The sequence below is a fragment of the Paenibacillus sp. FSL M7-1046 genome, from assembly GCF_038007405.1.
GTDB lineage: Bacteria > Bacillota > Bacilli > Paenibacillales > Paenibacillaceae > Paenibacillus_AQ.
On record NZ_JBBOXB010000001.1, the window covers coordinates 6,407,627 to 6,425,818 of the forward strand.

General features: G+C 50.1%; 16 protein-coding genes and 1 pseudogene. 3 read left to right on the top strand and 14 right to left on the bottom strand.

What is annotated here, in order from left to right:
• Window positions 1-264: 264 nt before the first annotated feature.
• Together NYE29_RS28465 and NYE29_RS28470 are read left to right on the top strand one after the other, a co-directional pair.
• Complete coding sequence (locus NYE29_RS28465; protein ID WP_038591428.1) at window positions 265-1,002, top strand: AzlC family ABC transporter permease; 738 nt, start codon at window positions 265-267, stop codon at window positions 1,000-1,002.
• Window positions 993-1,319, top strand: a complete 327-nt coding sequence (locus NYE29_RS28470) for an AzlD domain-containing protein (RefSeq protein WP_076109297.1) — start codon at window positions 993-995, stop codon at window positions 1,317-1,319. The genes NYE29_RS28465 and NYE29_RS28470 overlap by 10 nt, the downstream gene beginning before the upstream one ends.
• Here NYE29_RS28470 and NYE29_RS28475 read toward each other — a convergent pair.
• From NYE29_RS28475 to NYE29_RS28530, 13 genes and pseudogenes are all read right to left on the bottom strand, one after another.
• Window positions 1,294-2,271 carry an alpha/beta hydrolase gene (locus tag NYE29_RS28475; protein ID WP_340898493.1) on the bottom strand — a complete coding sequence of 326 codons (978 nt, stop codon included), beginning with the start codon at window positions 2,269-2,271 and terminating at the stop codon, window positions 1,294-1,296. The genes NYE29_RS28470 and NYE29_RS28475 overlap by 26 nt on opposite strands.
• Before the next feature lie 88 nt (window positions 2,272-2,359).
• A complete protein-coding gene (locus NYE29_RS28480; RefSeq protein WP_340898494.1) occupies window positions 2,360-2,767 on the bottom strand; it encodes a MerR family transcriptional regulator in 408 nt (135 codons plus the stop codon).
• Window positions 2,768-2,792: 25 nt separating this feature from the next.
• Window positions 2,793-4,127: a hypothetical protein gene (locus NYE29_RS28485; protein ID WP_340898495.1), complete on the bottom strand. Its 1,335-nt coding sequence runs from the start codon at window positions 4,125-4,127 to the stop codon at window positions 2,793-2,795.
• Complete coding sequence (locus tag NYE29_RS28490) at window positions 4,124-5,212, bottom strand: DUF58 domain-containing protein (protein ID WP_076109293.1); 1,089 nt, start codon at window positions 5,210-5,212, stop codon at window positions 4,124-4,126. Before NYE29_RS28490 ends, NYE29_RS28485 begins: the two co-directional genes overlap by 4 nt.
• 3 nt (window positions 5,213-5,215) lie before the next feature.
• Window positions 5,216-6,193 (bottom strand): AAA family ATPase, encoded by a 978-nt coding sequence (locus NYE29_RS28495; RefSeq protein WP_076109292.1) that lies wholly within the window; start codon window positions 6,191-6,193, stop codon window positions 5,216-5,218.
• A gap of 94 nt (window positions 6,194-6,287) precedes the next feature.
• Window positions 6,288-7,400: a GerAB/ArcD/ProY family transporter gene (locus NYE29_RS28500; protein ID WP_083675470.1), complete on the bottom strand. Its 1,113-nt coding sequence runs from the start codon at window positions 7,398-7,400 to the stop codon at window positions 6,288-6,290.
• Window positions 7,401-8,564, bottom strand: coding sequence for a Ger(x)C family spore germination protein (locus tag NYE29_RS28505; protein ID WP_076109291.1), 1,164 nt, complete (start codon window positions 8,562-8,564; stop codon window positions 7,401-7,403).
• A complete protein-coding gene (locus tag NYE29_RS28510; RefSeq protein ID WP_340898496.1) occupies window positions 8,561-10,009 on the bottom strand; it encodes a spore germination protein in 1,449 nt (482 codons plus the stop codon). The genes NYE29_RS28505 and NYE29_RS28510 overlap by 4 nt, the downstream gene beginning before the upstream one ends.
• Window positions 10,010-10,153: 144 nt before the next feature.
• Window positions 10,154-11,137 (bottom strand): aldo/keto reductase, encoded by a 984-nt coding sequence (locus NYE29_RS28515; protein ID WP_340898497.1) that lies wholly within the window; start codon window positions 11,135-11,137, stop codon window positions 10,154-10,156.
• 100 nt (window positions 11,138-11,237) lie between these two features.
• A complete protein-coding gene (locus NYE29_RS28520; RefSeq protein WP_445322223.1) occupies window positions 11,238-12,737 on the bottom strand; it encodes a pectate lyase family protein in 1,500 nt (499 codons plus the stop codon).
• Window positions 12,735-13,334, bottom strand: a pseudogene (locus tag NYE29_RS34675) (family 16 glycoside hydrolase); the annotation flags it as partial. The gene NYE29_RS28520 and the pseudogene NYE29_RS34675, both read right to left, overlap by 3 nt.
• Before the next feature lie 49 nt (window positions 13,335-13,383).
• Window positions 13,384-14,583 carry a right-handed parallel beta-helix repeat-containing protein gene (locus NYE29_RS28525; protein ID WP_083675483.1) on the bottom strand — a complete coding sequence of 400 codons (1,200 nt, stop codon included), beginning with the start codon at window positions 14,581-14,583 and terminating at the stop codon, window positions 13,384-13,386.
• A gap of 1,131 nt (window positions 14,584-15,714) precedes the next feature.
• Window positions 15,715-16,575, bottom strand: a complete 861-nt coding sequence (locus tag NYE29_RS28530) for a DUF421 domain-containing protein (protein ID WP_340898499.1) — start codon at window positions 16,573-16,575, stop codon at window positions 15,715-15,717.
• A 207-nt stretch (window positions 16,576-16,782) separates the two neighbouring features.
• On the opposite strand from NYE29_RS28530, the gene NYE29_RS28535 reads away from it, so the two are divergent.
• Window positions 16,783-16,989, top strand: coding sequence for a DUF1657 domain-containing protein (locus NYE29_RS28535; RefSeq protein WP_038591399.1), 207 nt, complete (start codon window positions 16,783-16,785; stop codon window positions 16,987-16,989).
• Between the two features lie 134 nt (window positions 16,990-17,123).
• On the opposite strand, the gene NYE29_RS28540 is transcribed toward NYE29_RS28535, so the two are convergent.
• Entirely contained in the window at window positions 17,124-18,188 is a 1,065-nt protein-coding gene (locus NYE29_RS28540) for a Gfo/Idh/MocA family protein (RefSeq protein ID WP_340898501.1), read from the bottom strand.
• Between the last annotated feature and the right edge of the window lie 4 nt (window positions 18,189-18,192).

An 18,192-nucleotide genomic window follows, 5' to 3' on the forward strand; every position in this document is an offset into this window, starting at 1 on the left:
GTCCCGCTGCATATAGTTTTGCAGCGGGACTTTTTCGTGAAGTTAGTGCACAGGTTACATTACTTGAAGCAGATGGATGATCTCTCCATCAATCACTTCTTCGCTGACTCTCTTGTTTCACAATGCCTCATACATAGCTCAGGCGGTTCATTATCGGGTATTCCAGGAACAATACCCTTGCAAACCACCGTTAATTATTAGATATTAATATAATCTGATTTTATTTCATCTTGATGATTCCATTGAGAAAAAGGAGGAGGAACCATGAAGCTGGAGCCTGTACAGGCGTCAGAAACACTTGACGCGCAGGGCAAGGAGGACAGCTTCCTGCAGGGAGTTAAGGATTGTATCCCCACTTTGCTCGGGTATTTAAGTATCGGCTTTGCCGCCGGGGTTGTCGAGAAAACGGCCGGTCTTTCCATCGCTGAAATAGCTATGATTTCCATCATTCTCTACGCCGGTTCCGCCCAGTTCATCGCGGCGGGAATGATAGCCGCAGGAAGCACGGGGGCCAGCATCATCATTACGATCCTGCTTGTGAATCTGCGCCACCTGCTGTTAAGTGCTGCGTTGTCCCCTTATTTCCGCCACCTCACACCCATGAGAAACCTGCTGATAGGCGCACTCTTAACCGACGAAACCTTTGGCGTCGCCATTCAGGAGAGTGCGAGAAAAAAGCACATCAGTGAGAAATGGATGCATGGACTTAATATCACCGCCTACCTGAATTGGTTGTTCGCGAACCTCGCAGGTGCTGTTCTGGGACAGTGGATCTCAAGCCCGGAGCAGTGGGGACTGGATTTCGCGCTTCCGGCTATGTTCATCGGACTACTGGTGCTGACCATACTGAGCAGGAACAAATATGCACTGGATCTTATAGTTGGAGCTATTGCCGTAGTGGTTACGGTCGGTGTCTCCATCCTGTGGTCTCCTAATTTCGGCGTGATCGCTGCAGCTCTAATTGCACCTACGATAGGGATGGTGATGCAAAAATGGAAATAAGACTGGATATCTTCTTGATTATCTTCGGAGCCGCATTGGTTACGTTCATTCCGCGGGTACTTCCGATGATGCTGCTAAGCCGGATCACCATTCCCGAATGGGGGATGCGCTGGTTGAGTTATGTACCCATTGCGATTATGTCGGCGCTCGTCGCCCAGGAGCTGTTCATTGAGGAAGGCAAATTCACTTCACTGTCTTCCAATGTGGAACTGATTGCCGCCTTGCCCACCTTCTGGGTGGCCATAAAGACGCGCAGTTTGCTGGGAACCGTGCTTACCGGGGTTCTCTCACTCATGCTTCTGCGCTTGTTAATGTAACTCCCCCGTGATTGCTGTCTTCAGGCAAGTTAGCTGTTTTTCTCCAAATTCCCCCTGTATAGCTGCCGATGTTCATGATCGCCTGCTGCGCTTCGGGCAGCAGTGCGGCCATGAATTGAAACACACTCCACATGTTCTCCCATACTTCCAGTGTAACCTCTACTCCATCAGCACGTGCGCGATCGGCCAAACGTTCTGCATCACTGAGCAGCACTTCTTGATCGCCAACCTGAATATACAGATGGGGCAAACCGTGCAGATAGAGCCGTAATGGAGAGAGGATCGCAGGCTCCTCCCCGGAAGAACCGCCTAAGTAATCCTCCAGAATTCTCTGATTGCCCTCCCGGCTCCCTGTTGGATCTGAATCAGCCAGACTATCATAAGAATATCCATCCAAATGTACGAGATCACTATGCGGCGAGAGCAGAAACGCCCCTGCTGGCATCTTCTCCCCTGCATCCCGCACACTGATCATTGTCATCAAGGCCAGAGTGGCCCCTACCGAATCGCCGCCAAGGATAATGTCATCCGGCGAATATCCCTCCGCCAGCATCCAGCGGTATGCATTGAGGCAATCTTCATTTGCGGCCGGATAACGATGCTCCGGGGCAAGCCTATATTCCACTGTAAATACTGGAACACTGCAGGCTGAAGATAGTCTGGCTGCCAGATCACGATAGATCTCACAGTTCCCGGAGATAAACCCTCCCCCGTGAAAATATAGGATTGCTCGATTTCTTCCTTCCGCGTTAATACAAGGAGCGATGACCCATTCAGCAGCGAACTGCTGGATCGTTACCTTCTTCAACTGTACATCACCCGGAAGCGCCGGCAATTGCTTGGCGGCTTGGGCCATTTCAGAACGAATTTGCTCTGCCGGCTTTCCCAAATTGCCGCCTGTTTGTTTTAAGAAACTTTCCATAGCTTGAAGCTGTTCGATCGGTGTCTGCATCCTGTTCATTCCTCCTACAAGGTTTTGTCTGAATTGTAAACCCTGTAGTATGGTACGCAGTCAAGAGGCAATCTGTATTCCGGGTTCTTTATGGCTCCATCTTGAGAATATGCAAGGTCTCCTGCACCCCCGGATGTCTCTCGGCAGATTCGAGGTTGCTCTTCAGATCGCCCAGCAGCGCCTTGGTCTTCTCCCGCTTTGATATTTCGAGGTCAATGCTGATGACTTTCCGCTCAATAACTGCGATAAAATCAGCGATCCCGATACTTCCGTCTGCCGACCTCACCAGTGCCTTCTTGATCTCCCTCAGCGTAAACCCGCAAGACTTGGCATTCTGGATAAAGACGATTCGATTCAATGTCTCTTGCGTATATTGCCGGTAACCGGATGCTGTCCGCTGTGGTGCCGGAAGCAGCCCGTGCTTCTCATAATATCTAAGCGTTTCAATATTCACGTTAGCCTCTTTTGCCAGCTCCCCGCGCAAATATCGGGCCATCCTCTCCACTCCTCTCCGTATCCAACTATGAGAATTTTTTCAGCCGGTCCTTCAAAGCTGAGACTTCTGCTGCCTGCGGCTCCTCCTCTCCGTATCTCGCCTGATTGTAAAGCCTAAGCAAACCTTCAGGAACTGCCGGGGTATTGCTGTCTCCATTACGGCGGCGGTTCTTCCCGCCAGTCCATTCCTCCACATCCGCTCCCGTCTCTTCTGGAGTAAGAAATCCTTTCACTTCATATCCTTCGTTCCGATTGCTGTTAAGCCAATGGCGATACATCCAGCGTACCCGCTCACGGCCTCCATTCATTCCTTCCCAGCGGTCACTGTGCCTACGCAGCTTCAACCGGCTGCTCCAGTAGTCCCGAATGCCTTGCACAGTCTTTCCCCAGGCGAAGATGCTCTCTTCTTCATCCTGAAAGGCATTATGCTCCTGCGGCGTTTCTCTCCGCAGCATGGACAGCAGAGCATCCAGCGCTCTGCGCAGCACTCCGCCTGTATTTCTGTAAAGCCAACGCAAGACATAATAAAGCAAAACAAGAATTGCCGCCGCTCCAATGGCATAAAACAAGACTTCGAAGATCATTGCCAGCAAACCCGGTTCATGAGTCTCGGCCGGAGGCAGCTCTAGTGGCTGCGCCGGAGGAGCAGCTTCAGGCGGAATCGGCTCCTCTGTTCCGTTAAACAACGCGATGATCCAGTTCAAAAACATCCGGACTGTATTCCATAGAAGCATGCCTACAGCTTTGCCCCCGCCTGCCGCAAGCAAGCCGGCCACGACAATAAACAGCAGGACAAACATCCGGTTATGCCGTCTTATCCCTGCAGGCAGGCGCGCGGATTCACCGGCAAAAGAGCTGTAGCGAAGAAAGCTGGTATTCGTATCCAACAGTACTAATACCAGACACAGACTTCCACACCAGGTTAACAAGGACAGGTTGGACTCAAGTACAGGAATCCGGGTATTGATGATTGTAGCTGTAAAATAAACGGCAATTCCGGCAATGTACATTCCATTCCGGTTATTCCGGGAAGCGGCAGTCATCCCCAGATAAGTAAACAACACGCTGCAAGCGATAAAAGGAAGTGCAAAAATGGACAACTCACCGAATAAAAATCCTGACGCCACCCCCAGTAGCAGAGCGGAAAGCAGCTGCTTCCACTTCCGGTTGCATAAATGCCGCAACAGCACCCCGGCCAGTGCCAGGAGAGGCAGAATATACATCCATGGAAGGACAGCCTGCCCGGACTGCTGGTAGCTTTGAAGGAGAACCCATACCGGAAGAAATAGAAGCCATTCTATGAGACAGGCCAACCATAAAGTCAAAGACGCTTTCATTCGGGGACCTCTAGCAGTGTTCATGCAGACTCTCTCCCCTCATCCGGAATGTCGAGCCATTCCACGCCATTTCCCAGCAGTCTTAACTGCTCAGCTGCCAGCTCAAGCTCTGGGCCTCGGTGACAGGTAATAATCAGATAATCATTATCTTTATGCCCTTCTTCAGCTACTAACTCCAGAAGTCTTGACATGGGCAGCGTCCTGTCCAGGTTCAGCCGGGCCAAGAGTCCCAGTACATCCTCCAGTTGACCCATCGGGTTTGCAGTCACCGGTTCCCGCTCACCTCCACCGTCCATTCTCCCGTTGCTAAGCAGCCCGGTGTCGATCCCGTGCCCTACTGCATATTCTGCTATCGTCGCTGCATAACGGATTCCCAGCTCAATCCGTTCCTTATCTGTAACGGTTCTCCACATGGAGTCACTAATCTCAACATTCAGACAGAGGAACAGCCGCGAATCGGCGGTGTAATCTTTTTGATGCACCTGCATATGCCCGGTTCTGGCCGTTGCCTTCCAGTTAATAGATGCAAGCGAATCCCCTGGACTGTACTCTCGGGTTCCGGCCGTCAGAAAAGGATCTTCAATAATCCATCTTTTGACCGGCAGTTCTCCCAGCCAGCTGTGTATCGGCAGCGGTAGCTCATAAAGGTCTATAATCTCCGGATAAACCAGCAGTTCCAATTGCAAGGAGAACGCTTTGCTGTTCCGGCTCATGCCAAAGAGGTCTCCGGTGGTCATCGTGACGCTTTCCAGCTTGAACAAGCCTCTTTGCTGACACCGGACCTGGTGGCGACGTTTAATATGACGGTAAGACCTCAGAAAAAACATACTTACGTGGTTCTGATAAATCTCCCCGCTGCTGACACCGAGATTCTCCTGGCTGCCGAACTCCAGACCCCGGGCTATGCTGGACTCCAGCCGCAGCCAGGGCAATGGGAGCAGCTTATTGTTGGCTATCTCCTCAACCATCTCCACCTGCTCTCCTTCATAAGCGGTTTTGGCCGAGAAATAGCGGGTGTAGCTGACTTTCTTCAGCGCATGTCGCTGATAGACAGCAGAAATCAACAGCAGCAGCAGGAGCGTGCTGAGGATGAACCAGGGCAGTGCCATCTCTTACTCCACCCTTCCGCCGCTTGTAGCCGGGAGCGGTTCTGCCGGCACCTCCACTTCGCGCAGCTTCTGGAGAACCAGTTCTACGGCTTGCCCCTCCCGGGATCCCGGGCCGCGCTGCAGCACCAGCCGGTGGGCAAGGACGGGAACTGCCACTGCCTTGATATCATCCGGAATCACATAATTCCTGCCTTGAATCAATGCGTACCCTTGGGAAGCACGCAGCAAGGCGAAGCCTGCCCGCGGACTGGCTCCCAGCTTGACCCCCGGTGCAGTGCGGGTCGCTTCGACGATCCGGATCATATAGGCCAGCAAATCGTCGCTGACATTCACTGCAGCCGTAAGCTGCTGAATCTCTTGAATCTGCCGGGCGGTTGCTACCGCAGTCGTCTGATCAAGCGGATTGTTCTGGCGGAACCGCTGTAGAATATGAACCCCTTGCTCAAAGGTTGGATAGCCGGTCATAATCCGCATCAGAAATCGGTCAAGCTGGGCTTCAGGCAGCGGGAAAGTCCCCTGACTGTCAACCGGATTCTGTGTTGCAATGACGAGGAACGGCGCTTCCAGCTCATGGGTCACACCATCGATCGTAATCTGCCGCTCCTCCATGCATTCCAGCAGGCTGGACTGGGTCCGCGGCGTGGCCCGGTTGATCTCATCGGCCAAGAGAATGCTGGCGAATACCGGGCCCGGACGGAATTGAAACTCACCGGTCTTCTGATTATAGTAATTGATTCCGCTTAAGTCAGAGGGCAATAAGTCCGGAGTGAACTGAATCCGCTTGAACGTGCAGTCCAGCGAGCGGGCCAGTGTTTTGGCGAGCAGAGTTTTACCTGTGCCGGGAACATCCTCCAGCAGCACATGTCCATTGGCGAGCAGGGCTGTCAGCAGAAGATTCACACCTTCCTCTTTGCCGACAATAACTTTAGCCAGATTGACTCTTATAGATTCTATTAATTGAGTTGCTTCTTGAAGATTCATAAATCAGGCACCATCCCATCGCTTTAGTGGTATGTATTAATTCCTAATCATACCAGAAAGCGCCTCCAATTTATAATAGATAAGTCGCCTGCGGCTATTTGGACGCCGTACTTATCTTGGAGCGGATGAAAGCAACAATGAAGTAATACACGGGGATGCACTCCACAATCAGCCAAATAATCACAGTGCCAAAGGCATTATAATTCTTGTTGTATTGAGTGAGATTGAGCGAATACAGATAGGCAATTGTAATCGAACCAATCGTCAGGAATGGGATCATCACTTTTTTTGCCTTCTGCTTGGTTAAGTACAAAGCACATTTGTGCGCTACATATATCAAAAAAGCGCTGTGTATAAACATTGAAGCAGACCATAATCCGATGAGAATCGGGTCCGAATTACCCAGCAGATCATCATGTGAAGAACTCTGGATCAATTGCAAATAAGGAAACTGCAGTTCCTTGCCGAAATGTGGGCCAAAATTCAAGATGGTTATCAGCCATGCAGCCAGTACGGTCAGCATTACGCTAATCCCCGCAACAATCAGCCGTTTCTGCATTTTGTTGTCGATTTTGAGATCCGGGGCAACGAACAAAAACACCGTCCATCCCCCAAACCAGGACATTGTCGTGATTGAATCCTTAAAAGCAATCCCGGGATCATGGTAATGGAGCAGGGCAGGAAGCATCGAATAGTCGGCATTTGGGATAAATAAATAATAACTAAGCGCAGTGGAGAAGAGAAAAACCAGAAATAACCCGTCAGTCATATAGACCATCGTCGAAAAGCCCAAGTGAGCCGTATACATAATCACCAGCCCAATAACAATCTGAACAAACAGCGGTGGCGTCTCGCGCAAATAATTAGCACCAAAAAACAATACAAAATTCTCAATATCAAAGGAGACAAAATAAACACACCAGATCAGCAGAAGAAAAACCATTGCCCCATGCAGCCACTTCCCCATAATCTCCTTGCCAAAATCGACCCACGCCTCTCCAGGCTTTATCTTGCCCACCTGAATAGTAAAAAAAAGCGGAATCATCCCCAGTGCACAGCCTGCAATGATCGCAATCCAGCCCTGATAGCCTGAAGTCGAGAGTAAACCGGGGATCAGAAACATGGAGCTCTGTGAAGCAAGATAGACAACGGTAAAGCGGAACATCTGCCATTTGGTTGTAGTCATAACGTCTCCTTGAATATTCATTTATCTCTCCGAACCAAAATCCTCTATAGTGAAGTCAGCCGTTACTTTGATCTCGGCATGCTTGGCGTAATAATCAGTCCAGCGTTCACGGAGCTTATTCCACGCCTTCGGATAATTCCATTCCACCAGCATTCCAAGCTGCAGAACGTCAACCTGCGCGTCTTGCACAATCCGGAGCGAGTCCGAAATTTCTTTTACAACCTGCTCCTGAAGCCTTCTCTTTATTAAAGGACTAAGATTGCTAGCACTGCGGCCTTCTGAATCTTTAAAAAAGGTAATACTTGCGTTCCCTTTCACTTTTATATGAAAGACAGGGCCTTCGCTTGTCATTTTCACAGAGCTTGAGGCGGAGTTTCTTTGAAAAATAGCACTGGCAGTGCCCTTACCTTCTTCATTCCAGGTTATCGTATATTCAGGCAGCTTCAATTTTCCGGCCAGATGTCCTGCCCCCCATGCCAAAGCCCTGCTCTGCTTTACATCCAGAATGCCCTTCATCTTAGCATCATGGAACAGCATAACCCCTTGCACACCTGCCCAATACTCCGTTTTCCCTTGCTCGCTCGTTTCGTCCTTCTTACCGAATGAAAGATAGTTCATCGCATACCCCATATTTGAAACTTCCGCTAATATACAATCCATAACGCTTGTATTGAACATGATATTCTCATTCGCGATATTCATCAGCACTTGGTCGGGAAGCTGTTCGAACACAGGAGTTAACTTAAAAATATCTTTGGCCTTCCCGGGAGCAGCCATGATATATGTGCCGAGGGGGAATTCTGGTTTTCTTTCGAACCATTCCAGCACCTCCCCGATGCCCTGGCGGGCATATTCGTTTCCCAACACGACAATTTTGATGTGAGAGAGCTCAATACGGCGTGAAAGATCCTTTTGAATCATGATGGCCGCATCCTGGAGGGTACGAGCTGTCTTTGAAACCAAAGTGTAGGCTTTGCCGTCTCCGGTTCCGCTCCCTGTTTGCGTACCTGACATCAGCCTATTGGGTAGTGGAGAGCTGATGGATACCTCAACCGTTCCGGGTTCTTTGCCAACATCAATGTATAATCCATATACAAAAGTCAATTCATCCAGTTCCACCTTGGACCAGCAGCCGGTCAGATTCAGCAGCATTAGGATAATGACGGCCTGCTTTAAAAGTTTCATTGCCGCTTCTGTCTCCTTTGATTCTTCCGGTCTGTAAAGGATGTGCTGCGCTTATTCATGAACGGGGACGGAACACGAAGCAGCGTATCCTTCAAATCCTGTAATACAAGCGGAGCGATCGGCTGCAAATAAGGAGTTCCAAAGGATTTAAGATTGGCCAAATGGCCGTAAATCATAAAAGTAGCCACAAATACGCCCAATAACCCCATCGTTCCACCCAGGATCAGGAGCACAAAACGCAGTAATCGGAAAGTCAAACCCAGCTCCAAATGGGGAATGATGTAGGAAGCTATACCGGTAATGGAAACAACAATAACCATCGGCGCAGAAACAATACCCGCTTGAACCGCAGCCTGCCCGATTACGATACCGCCAATGATGGATACCGTCTGCCCTACGGGCTTAGGAATCCGGGTTCCCGCTTCTCTAAGTGCTTCAAAGGTCAGCTCCATTATCAGCGCTTCGGTGAGGGCAGAGAACGGGATGTTTTCTCTTGCCGCGGCAATGGTAATCAACAGATCAGAAGGAATGATCTGCGAATGAAAGGTTGTAATCGCAACATACAACGCAGGCAGCAGCATGGATATAATAGAAAAAAAGAAGCGGACCAGGCGGATCCAGCTGCCGGCATAAAAGCTTTGGTAATAATCCTCGGAGGATTGCAGCAGCGAGAACAAAGTTACCGGTGTCAGCAGAGCGGATGGAGTCCCATCCTGCAGCAGTCCCACCCGCCCTTCCATTAAAGAGGCTGCCACTGAGTCAGGGCGTTCTGTATACTGGAACACGGGAAAAGGCGAGAAATGCCCCTGCTTCATATGCTCTGCCAAATAACTGATACCAAGCACACCGTCGATAGACATATTGCGTAACGTATCTTCAATTGAAGCCAGAAGCTCCGGCTTGTACAGGCCTTCGATATACACCACATACACGTCGGTTTTTGTATATTTGCCGATAGAGAAATGTTTGGTCTTTAGATCGGCATGTTTAATCTTGTGGCGCAGCAGCGATAAATTGGTATCAATATCCTCGATGAAGGCCTCCTGGGGGCCAATGACAACCAGCTCGTTCTGTGATTCCGATACTGAACGTTTCTGATAGTGGGCGATCTCGAAATAATATAAATAGGGCAGCCCTTCGATACAGAGTACCGGGTTGCCGCTGACTATCAGCTCTACCGCCCGATCGGGATCAAATACCTTGATATATGGAATGGCAAAAGCAGATCCCCGGTCGAGCCGTTCCAGAAAACGCGGCCAATCCGGTTCGGAATTCGCTTCGGATTTGAGCGGAGATGACACAAACTCCTGCAGGCTGAGTGTATCTACAATGGACGGAATGTAGACCAGCATGCAGGCATGACCATATACGATAATAGACTGGTATACGGCATCGCTGCATCCCGTAAGCTGCTCTTTTATATTATCCAGTATGCTGGCTGTCATCTCGCTTCACCTCCTCTGATCTATAGGGAATCTTACTTAGTTTTCCAATAGTTGATGAAGTTATGCACCTATTCCCTTCCGCTCGCAGCACAAAGAGCCTGCTCACCAGCAGGCCCTTAGGATTAATGCATCATAGGTAAAGATTCAGTTCAATCCGCCAATTACCGGATGCGGGATATACGGTTCTTCCAGTCTGCGGACTTCTTCCGGGGTCAGACGAAGGGACACTGCTGCTGCTGCATCCTCCAGATGCGCCATCTTGGTCGCTCCGACAATCGGAGCGGCCACAGGTTTCTTCTGAAGCACCCAAGCCAAGGCTACCTGAGCACGCGGGACAGCCCGTTCCTCCGCGATTTCCTTCACCCGAAGTGCGACAATCCGGTCAGCCTCTTCCATTTGTGAATAAAGCTGCTTGGCGAATTCATCGCGCTCGGAACGGGGGCTCGCTTCTTCCCAGTCCCTTGTAAGGCGGCCGCGGGCCAATGGACTCCAGGGAATCACGCCGATGCCTTCCGCTTCACAAAGCGGCAGCATTTCCCGTTCCTCCTCACGGTAAAGCAAATTCACATAATTCTGCATACTGACAAAACGGGTCCAGCCATGCTGCTCTGCAACGTGCAGCGCCTTGAGAAACTGCCAGGCATACATGGAGGAAGCTCCGATATAACGGGTTTTCCCCGCCTTCACAACATCATGCAGGGCCTCCATCGTCTCTTCGATAGGCGTCTGGTTATCCCAGCGGTGGATTTGATACAAGTCCACATAATCCGTTCCCAGCCGCTTAAGACTGTGGTCAATTTCACTCAGTATCGCTTTGCGTGACAATCCGCCGCCATTGGGTCCCGGCCGCATTCTGCCATGCACCTTGGTGGCAATGACCACTTCATCGCGGGAGGTAAAATCCTTCAGCGCCCGCCCAAGGATCTCCTCACTGGTTCCGTCCGAATATACATTGGCTGTATCAAAGAAATTAATGCCCAGCTCCAGCGCCTTTTGGATAAACGGACGACTCTCCTGCTCATTCAGTGTCCAGGCATGCGACCCGCGTTCAGGAATGCCATAACTCATGCAGCCGAGGCAAATCCGCGAGACATCCAGACCGGTAGATCCCAGTTTCACATATTCCAAGATCAACAACTTCCTCTCTATACCAAATGTAATAATAGCCATTCCACTATAGTATAGCGCCGTTAATCGAGAAATAAAAACGCTCTTCCACCCAGTCCGGTTAATACATTGTCTGTAACCAGTTGGATTTTGTCCAGTTCAGTTTACCCGCTCCCGAGCCATTGGAAGCCGTTAGTCTGGCAGCTAGCGTGGAGGGGTCATCCACCGGATAGCTGTAAGGCAAAGCCGAAATCCCAGACCATGAGAACGGAATAATAGCTGCCGGTACCGGGGCAAGCGGACTTCCGGAGGTGTCACTGTTCCCTCTGAAAGACACACCATTCAAAGAGTACATCGTGTCGAGCGCCTTGATTTTACCGGTATAGCTGGAATCTGCGGGATCGGTCTGATTATTGCGCAGCGGATACAAGATATCAACGAAGTTGGATTTCTCGACTAATACCGCCCCGCCTTCCGTAGAAATGGACCCGTTGCTGGTCACGCCGAAGTGGTAGCCCTTGCCGGCAATCGCCGTTTCCATCGCTGTTGTGATTCTTGATTTTGCTGCCCAAGCAGCGGAATTATCCGCCAGAATGTTATAGACATGGGCGTTGCCTCCCCGCAGACGCGGCAAGCGGTCCTGAATGTCGAGATAATAATTATGGTGCAGGGTAATACTTAAATTGGAATTTCCCGAATCAAAAGATGTGGCACCCACCAAATGTCCCTTTTTCTGCGAGCTTGCAACTGCAATGATATCTTCCTTGCTTAATCCGATGGCGCTGCTGCGCAGATAGGCATACATCGGATAAGCAGAGCTGTTGGCCTCCAACGCGTTGATCTGCCGGGTCACCCAGCTGTTTGAACTCCGGTCATCGCCCTTGAAGGTTGACCAGGAGATGGTCACCCCGGAAGTGCCCTTCTTCGAATCAACCAGTCCGTCATAGGACTTGTTAAAGGTACAGTGGTCAATCCATACGTTGGTGTCCTCTTCAAGCGTGATATAATCCCAGTCGTTTTTGTCGAAATCCCCCTTGCTGGCCTCATCCCATTCCCATAATTCGTCGAATTCGAGATTGCGGATGATCAGGTTGGAGCTGCGTTTAATTGTAAATGCCGCATGCTTAATCTTAGCCCCGTTAGCCGAGAAGATCGTCAGACCGTCAAAGCCGTCAAGAGTAACTTTACTTACTCCTGTCTGCAGCAGTACCGGGTGAGTCAGCGGAGAATTATGGGCCGCAAATGGTGAGGTTTGAGCAGCGGAAGGGATCTCATTCCAGCCTAGATTCAGGTCATTCATAATCTCAATGACCTTTACACCGGACCCTTTCTTGAGTGCAGCTGCCAAATCAGTCGCTGTGTACACCTTTTTGTAAAGGGCGGTATTCGATTCATTCACAATGCCTCCGCCGGAGTTGCCTTTGGAGAAGCCAGTCAAATTGTATGCACTGAATGCGTCTGCTGGTGCTGATGGTGTTGGGGTAGGAGTTACGGCAGCTGTCGGAACAGAGGTCGGTGTTGCCGCAGGCGTAGCTGTTGCTGCCGGTGTTTGTGCGGGTGTTGCCGACGGAGCAGCCGTCGCGGTTGCCGTAGGCGTGCCGGAAAGCTCGGATACAATAATGTTATCGAACTTGGCCGCTGTTTTGAAGGCTACAAGCCCGATGGCTCCACTGGTCAGGCTGCTGTCGGTCGCTGTAAGCTGGAGAGTGCCATTTACGTACATTTTCAGGGTGCTTCCATTCAGTTCAAGCTTTACGGTATACCATGTGCCCGTTGACAGCGGAACATCCGTTTTGGCCGCCAGGGTCGTTGACGAGCCGCTGAGTTTCTTGCGGATTTCCAAAGTTCCGCCATTGCTGTTCGACAAGGAAGCAGCGTAATAATTGTTTCCGTCGCCATACCGGCCGCAGATAAGGGTTCTGTTGCTGCCGTTGAAATTGTCAATTTTGACCTCGGACTGCACGCTGTAATTGGTCCATTCGCTGTTGCCGGCAGAGGTACGGCCTTCCGAGGAGCTGGATTGATAGTAAACGGAGGAACCTCCATCCTGAACGACAGACCAGGTTCCTGTTGTGCTGCTCCAGTTGTTAGCGCCTTCATTTTCAAAATCATAGCTGACTAAAGAAGCTGCGCTGGCCGGGACAATAAATATCAGTGCAAGAATTACAGCGAATCCAATTCCGCTCAGCAGCCTTAATCTCATTCGTTTGGAAGCCATTTTTCTCCTCCTCAAAGTTTATATAGCATGCATCTCCTTGTAATAACGATTACTGGAGCGTAGCTCCGATATTCGTGCCGCTTGGTGTACCCGAGCCAATGAGGTCACTGCCGCTGGCGAGTTTCAGGAAGTTGCCGAGTGTGAAGGAACCATCCGCATTTCTGACGACTGAAGGGGTCAAGCTGGCGAAATCGGCACTGCTCGCGACCAGGCCCTTGGCATTCGTACTGGCATTGCTCTTCCACCAGACATTGGTGCTGAGAACATCCGTACCGCTGGTTTTGTCACTGGATCCGCCGGCAAAGCTCAAATTATTGGTGAACTGGTGTGTCCCTGTGTCAAAAGCAAAATTGCTTTGCCCATTGCTCCACGAGGTATTGCCTGTAAGTTGAATGGAACCCGGATTGCTATTGTAGGTGAAACCATGTTTTTTATTCTGGAAGGCGATGCTGTTCTGCACAATATGATTCACAGAAATTTTCTCCCCGCCCAGCTTGAAGCCGTTGCCGTCACTGTTTGCCGTGCTGCTTCCATCCGAGGTTTGGCCATTTTTGTAGGCGATGCTGTTCTTGATCGTAACCACGCCAATCGGGCCTGTTTCCGATTTGGTATATAAATCCCAGCCGTCATCTGTATTCCATGCGGCAATACACTTGTCAAAGACATTGCCCGGTCCAATCGTCAGCTTGGCGGCAAAACCATCAGCATCCTCCCCATTGTCCGGGTCGAAATTGTCGTGGGAGTATACGCCAATGATCTGGTTATAGCTGGGCCAGTCGCTCATATTGGAGAGTGAGGAGGAATAGCGGCTGATTTGCAGCCCTGAATCCCGGTTATGGTGCGTTTCTACATTCTCAATGATATTATAATTGCCGCCAATGAAGATCCCGTTATCTCCGGCACCTTTGACCTCAAGCCCCTTTACCTTCCAGTAATGGCCATAAATCTGCAATCCGCGTTCAGTAGACCCAAAGGATTCGGCGAAGAAATCAAGCACCGGTTTTTCGTTTCCGTAAGCCACAATATTTTTGCGCAAACTGCTGCTACCGCTGTTCTCGCGTTCAATTGTCACTGGAGCGGAAAAAGTATAGGTTCCCCCGCGCAGATAGATAGTCTCTCCCGGGGCTACTCTGGTAATAGCTGAATCCAGGGTCGTAGGACTGCCGATGGTTCCGGCATTTCCGGCCGCTCCATTCGGCGAGACATACAGTGAACCCGTTGCCGGAGGGGGTGTCGTTGTCGGTGCCACGGTTGGTGTTGGTGTAACTGTTGCTGTTGCTGTGGGTGCAGCTGTCGGAGTAGCCGATGGTGCTGGAGTAGAAGTGGCTGTAGCCGTCGGTGCCACGGTTGCAGTTGCGGTTGGTGAAGGAGTTGGAGTCGTAGAATCCGTAGTAGAAACAACTACATTGTCGAACTTGGCTGCTGACTTATAAGCGACCAGTCCGATACCGCCGGAAGTCAAATTGTTATCGTGTGCATTCAATTGCAAGACATTATTCACATAAAAGTTGATCGTGCTTCCGCTTAGCTCTAGTTTAACCGTGTACACTGTACCGGCAGTGACAGGGAAGTCTGTTTTAGTGGCAAGTGTAGTGCTGGAGCCGCCGACCTTTTTCCGGATTTCCAGCGTACCCCCATTGCTGTTGGATAGCGAAGCCGCATAATAATTATTGCCATCTGTATAACGGCCGCAGAGATAAGTGCGGTTTGTGCCGTTAAAGTTGTCAATTTTCACATCTGCCTGCACGCTGTAGTCAGTCCAGCTACTGTTGCCCGCCGAGGTGCGCCCTTCCGTATTGCCTGATTGATAATAGACATGAGAGCTTCCGTCCTGCACCACTGTCCATGAGCCTGACGTGTGGGTCCAGCTGCCGGCATTGCCGGATTCAAAATCATCACTGAAGATGCTTGCCGCTTGAACGGATGGAATACTTCCACCCACCCCTGAGAGAGCCAGCATAGCCGAAAGCGCAATCATTGCAGAGAATGCAAATCGTTTTTTTATTTTCACGTTAACATTTACCTCCAATAGGTTATATTCTTTCAGTACCTGTTGCGGTATTTACGAATTCTTCCCTGTTTCTGCTTCTTCAAATCAGCACAGTACCTATCCCGGCATCGCATCCCTCACTTTACTTTAAACTTATGACTGCCGAAAAATCAAAAGCCTGCTCTTTTGCAGTGGTCAGCCTAATCTCAATCATAAGTATTTATTGAGAATTGTACAGTCATTTTCACCCCTCATTATTACATTTATGTGAAATATTGAACACTGGGATAATCACCCTCGGTGTACATTGCTGAGCATATGAAAAGCCAACAAAAAACATTCGTTTTTGTTGGCCTGCTCGTCTTGTAGGGCTATATGGACTTAAACTATTCAGCTTTGAATATAGGGTTTCAAACTTTGCAGCAGTGTCTGCAGCTTGCCGGAGCTCTCTTCGTACATCTGTTTGGCTTCCTTATTGTTGGAGGAAAGGCTGAACAGTTCCAGATCGGCTTCACATTTCTTCAGCAGCGCGTATAGCTGGGGTTTATCCTGCGGCTTTGGCACCTGCACCTTGTCCGCATATAGATCCACGGTAAGTTCGCCATAGGAATCCACCTGGCCGAGGAATACATTTTCAGCGGTTAAACCCTGCTTTTCTAGCTGGCCCTGCAGCCAGCCACGGGACAGATTCAGCGTGTCCAATGGTTCGTCCAAGATCTTGCCGTCCATAATGACGGCTTGAGATTCCTTCTCTGGGGCCACTTTAATGCCCATATCTTTTGGTGTCAGCGCCTGATTCTCCCGGGTAAGCAGGACGTTAATCGCTCCATCCGATTCCATGATCGCAAATTCGACATCTGCCAATTTGAAGACATCCTTCTTCCGCAGCTCCTCCAGCAATTCGTCAGTTGTTAAACGCTCTTTTTTCATATTTTCTTCCAGAATTTTACCGTCTTTGATCAGCACGGTTGACTTGAAGTCAATGAAATCCCTGGCCTTCTTGCTCTTGATTTGCAGAAACTCGATACCAAGAGAGAACGCCACCCAGACGATCAGCGCAATTAATCCCAAATGCCATGTTTTATCCGTATCGAGGGATATGTAAGCCGCCAAGCTACCTACTGTAATTCCAGTGATATATTCAAAAAAAGACAGCTGCGAAACTTGTCTCTTCCCCAGCAGCTTTGTCAAAAAGAAGAGCACAACCACCGCGAAAACTGTCCGCCAAATCACCTCAAGCCATTCCGGCATGATTACTACCTCCTAAGTTTAGAATCACCGCATGTCAACATGCTCATTATTTGTTAAAGGGCGCAGACCTAATCAAGAAATAATTTCTTGTTTAATCCAAAAGACCAATGCTTCGATTTAGAAATTATTTCCTGTATTTCTGCATCTTGACCTGTGGATACTATGACTCGTTCAGTTTGCTATCTAACTAGAAGGAGGCAATATCTAATGACTGTATCCTCACAAGTGAAGACTTGCCTGTCATCGCTGAAAAGCGCGCAAGCGAGTCTGGAGCAATTCGCGATGGAGACTCAAAACCAGCAGGCCAAAACCTTATTCACAAGCGCAGCGGAACAGACGCAGCAAATTGTGCAGCAGGTTGAAGGCCGTGTAACCGAACTTGAACAAGAGGAGCCACAATACAAAGGCTTCTAGGATGTAATCTTTACTCGTAAACAAAAAGCAGCCGTATCTGCAGACATGTCTGCGGATACGGCTGCTTTATTTACGTGAACACTTGTGCGACCACAGCAGGCGTATTCAGGTGCGCCCAGCTATGCCACCTGCTTCTACCCAAGCTGCATATGCTTTGCAGAATGGTTCATGACCTCAGCAATTTCAAGCTTGCGGCCGGTCTTGGCACTCTCAAGGGCGCCGAATACCATCGCCATGCTGTAGCGGTTATCCCTGCAGTCTGTTTCAGCAGGACGCTGCTCGGAGAGCGACCGGAACATCTCTTCCAGACAGCCATGATGGAAGGTCTCATCCATCGAAACGGCCTGTGCTTCTACCTGCTCATAGTCACGGATGAACTTGCCGGACTGGTCACCACCTGCGATTACTTCAGCATAAGGCATGCCTACACCATCCCAGAGAATAACCCCTTTCTCCCCCTGAATCCGCCACGACGCTTCCCAAGAGGTGGGTGCACCTTCTGCACACCAGGACCCTTGGTAGCAAAATACAGAGCCATCCGACATTTCGAAGATGCAAATAGCGGCAGCTTGGCCTTCATACCAGGAGCCGGGTGGATTAAATTCCTGGCAGTACACTGTAACCGGATCAGCTCCGCTGATAAAACGGGCCTGATCGAAGGTATGGATGGCCATATCCAGCAAGAGCGGACTGCTCATCACCTCGCGGAAACCGCCAAAATGGGGGGCGAGGAAGAAACTCGCTCCGATATAACCCGTCCGGCCGACCGTACCTGCTTCGACTAGCCCGCGCAGCGAGCGGATGCGCGGATCGTACCTGCGGTTCTGCATGACAGCATGTGTTCGTCCGGTGCGTTCCGACAACGCAACAATCTCATTGCACTCCTCCATCGTTTCAGCCAAGGGCTTCTCGCTGAACACGTCACATTCCAGTTCAAGTGATGTACTGGCGACAGAATAATGACTGGACGGAACCGTGACGTCAAACACAAGGTTGGCACCCGTTTCTATAATTGCCTGCCGTATCTCCGTAAAGGCCGGAGTGGAAAGCCCATATTTCCCGGCCATAGCCTGTGCCGACTCCAGCTTGATATCTACAAGGGCAACAATTTCGACCTCCGGGCGTTTCAACGCATAGCTGATCCATTCATTGGCCATTCCTCCGCAACCGGCAATCGCTACACGGTATTTTGCTGTCATGGTA

What these genes read in the sequence shown, in the direction of transcription:
- NYE29_RS28535 (WP_038591399.1), top strand. Translation starts at nt 16,783, where the DNA reads ATGACTGTATCCTCACAAGTGAAGACTTGCCTGTCATCGCTGAAAAGC.
- NYE29_RS28465 (WP_038591428.1), top strand. Translation starts at nt 265, where the DNA reads ATGAAGCTGGAGCCTGTACAGGCGTCAGAAACACTTGACGCGCAGGGC.
- NYE29_RS28485 (WP_340898495.1), bottom strand. Translation starts at nt 4,127, where the DNA reads ATGAACACTGCTAGAGGTCCCCGAATGAAAGCGTCTTTGACTTTATGG.
- NYE29_RS28490 (WP_076109293.1), bottom strand. Translation starts at nt 5,212, where the DNA reads ATGGCACTGCCCTGGTTCATCCTCAGCACGCTCCTGCTGCTGCTGTTG.
- NYE29_RS28475 (WP_340898493.1), bottom strand. Translation starts at nt 2,271, where the DNA reads ATGCAGACACCGATCGAACAGCTTCAAGCTATGGAAAGTTTCTTAAAA.
- NYE29_RS28505 (WP_076109291.1), bottom strand. Translation starts at nt 8,564, where the DNA reads ATGAAACTTTTAAAGCAGGCCGTCATTATCCTAATGCTGCTGAATCTG.
- NYE29_RS28470 (WP_076109297.1), top strand. Translation starts at nt 993, where the DNA reads ATGGAAATAAGACTGGATATCTTCTTGATTATCTTCGGAGCCGCATTG.
- NYE29_RS28495 (WP_076109292.1), bottom strand. Translation starts at nt 6,193, where the DNA reads ATGAATCTTCAAGAAGCAACTCAATTAATAGAATCTATAAGAGTCAAT.
- NYE29_RS28540 (WP_340898501.1), bottom strand. Translation starts at nt 18,188, where the DNA reads ATGACAGCAAAATACCGTGTAGCGATTGCCGGTTGCGGAGGAATGGCC.
- NYE29_RS28500 (WP_083675470.1), bottom strand. Translation starts at nt 7,400, where the DNA reads ATGAATATTCAAGGAGACGTTATGACTACAACCAAATGGCAGATGTTC.
- NYE29_RS28530 (WP_340898499.1), bottom strand. Translation starts at nt 16,575, where the DNA reads ATGCCGGAATGGCTTGAGGTGATTTGGCGGACAGTTTTCGCGGTGGTT.
- NYE29_RS28510 (WP_340898496.1), bottom strand. Translation starts at nt 10,009, where the DNA reads ATGACAGCCAGCATACTGGATAATATAAAAGAGCAGCTTACGGGATGC.
- NYE29_RS28480 (WP_340898494.1), bottom strand. Translation starts at nt 2,767, where the DNA reads ATGGCCCGATATTTGCGCGGGGAGCTGGCAAAAGAGGCTAACGTGAAT.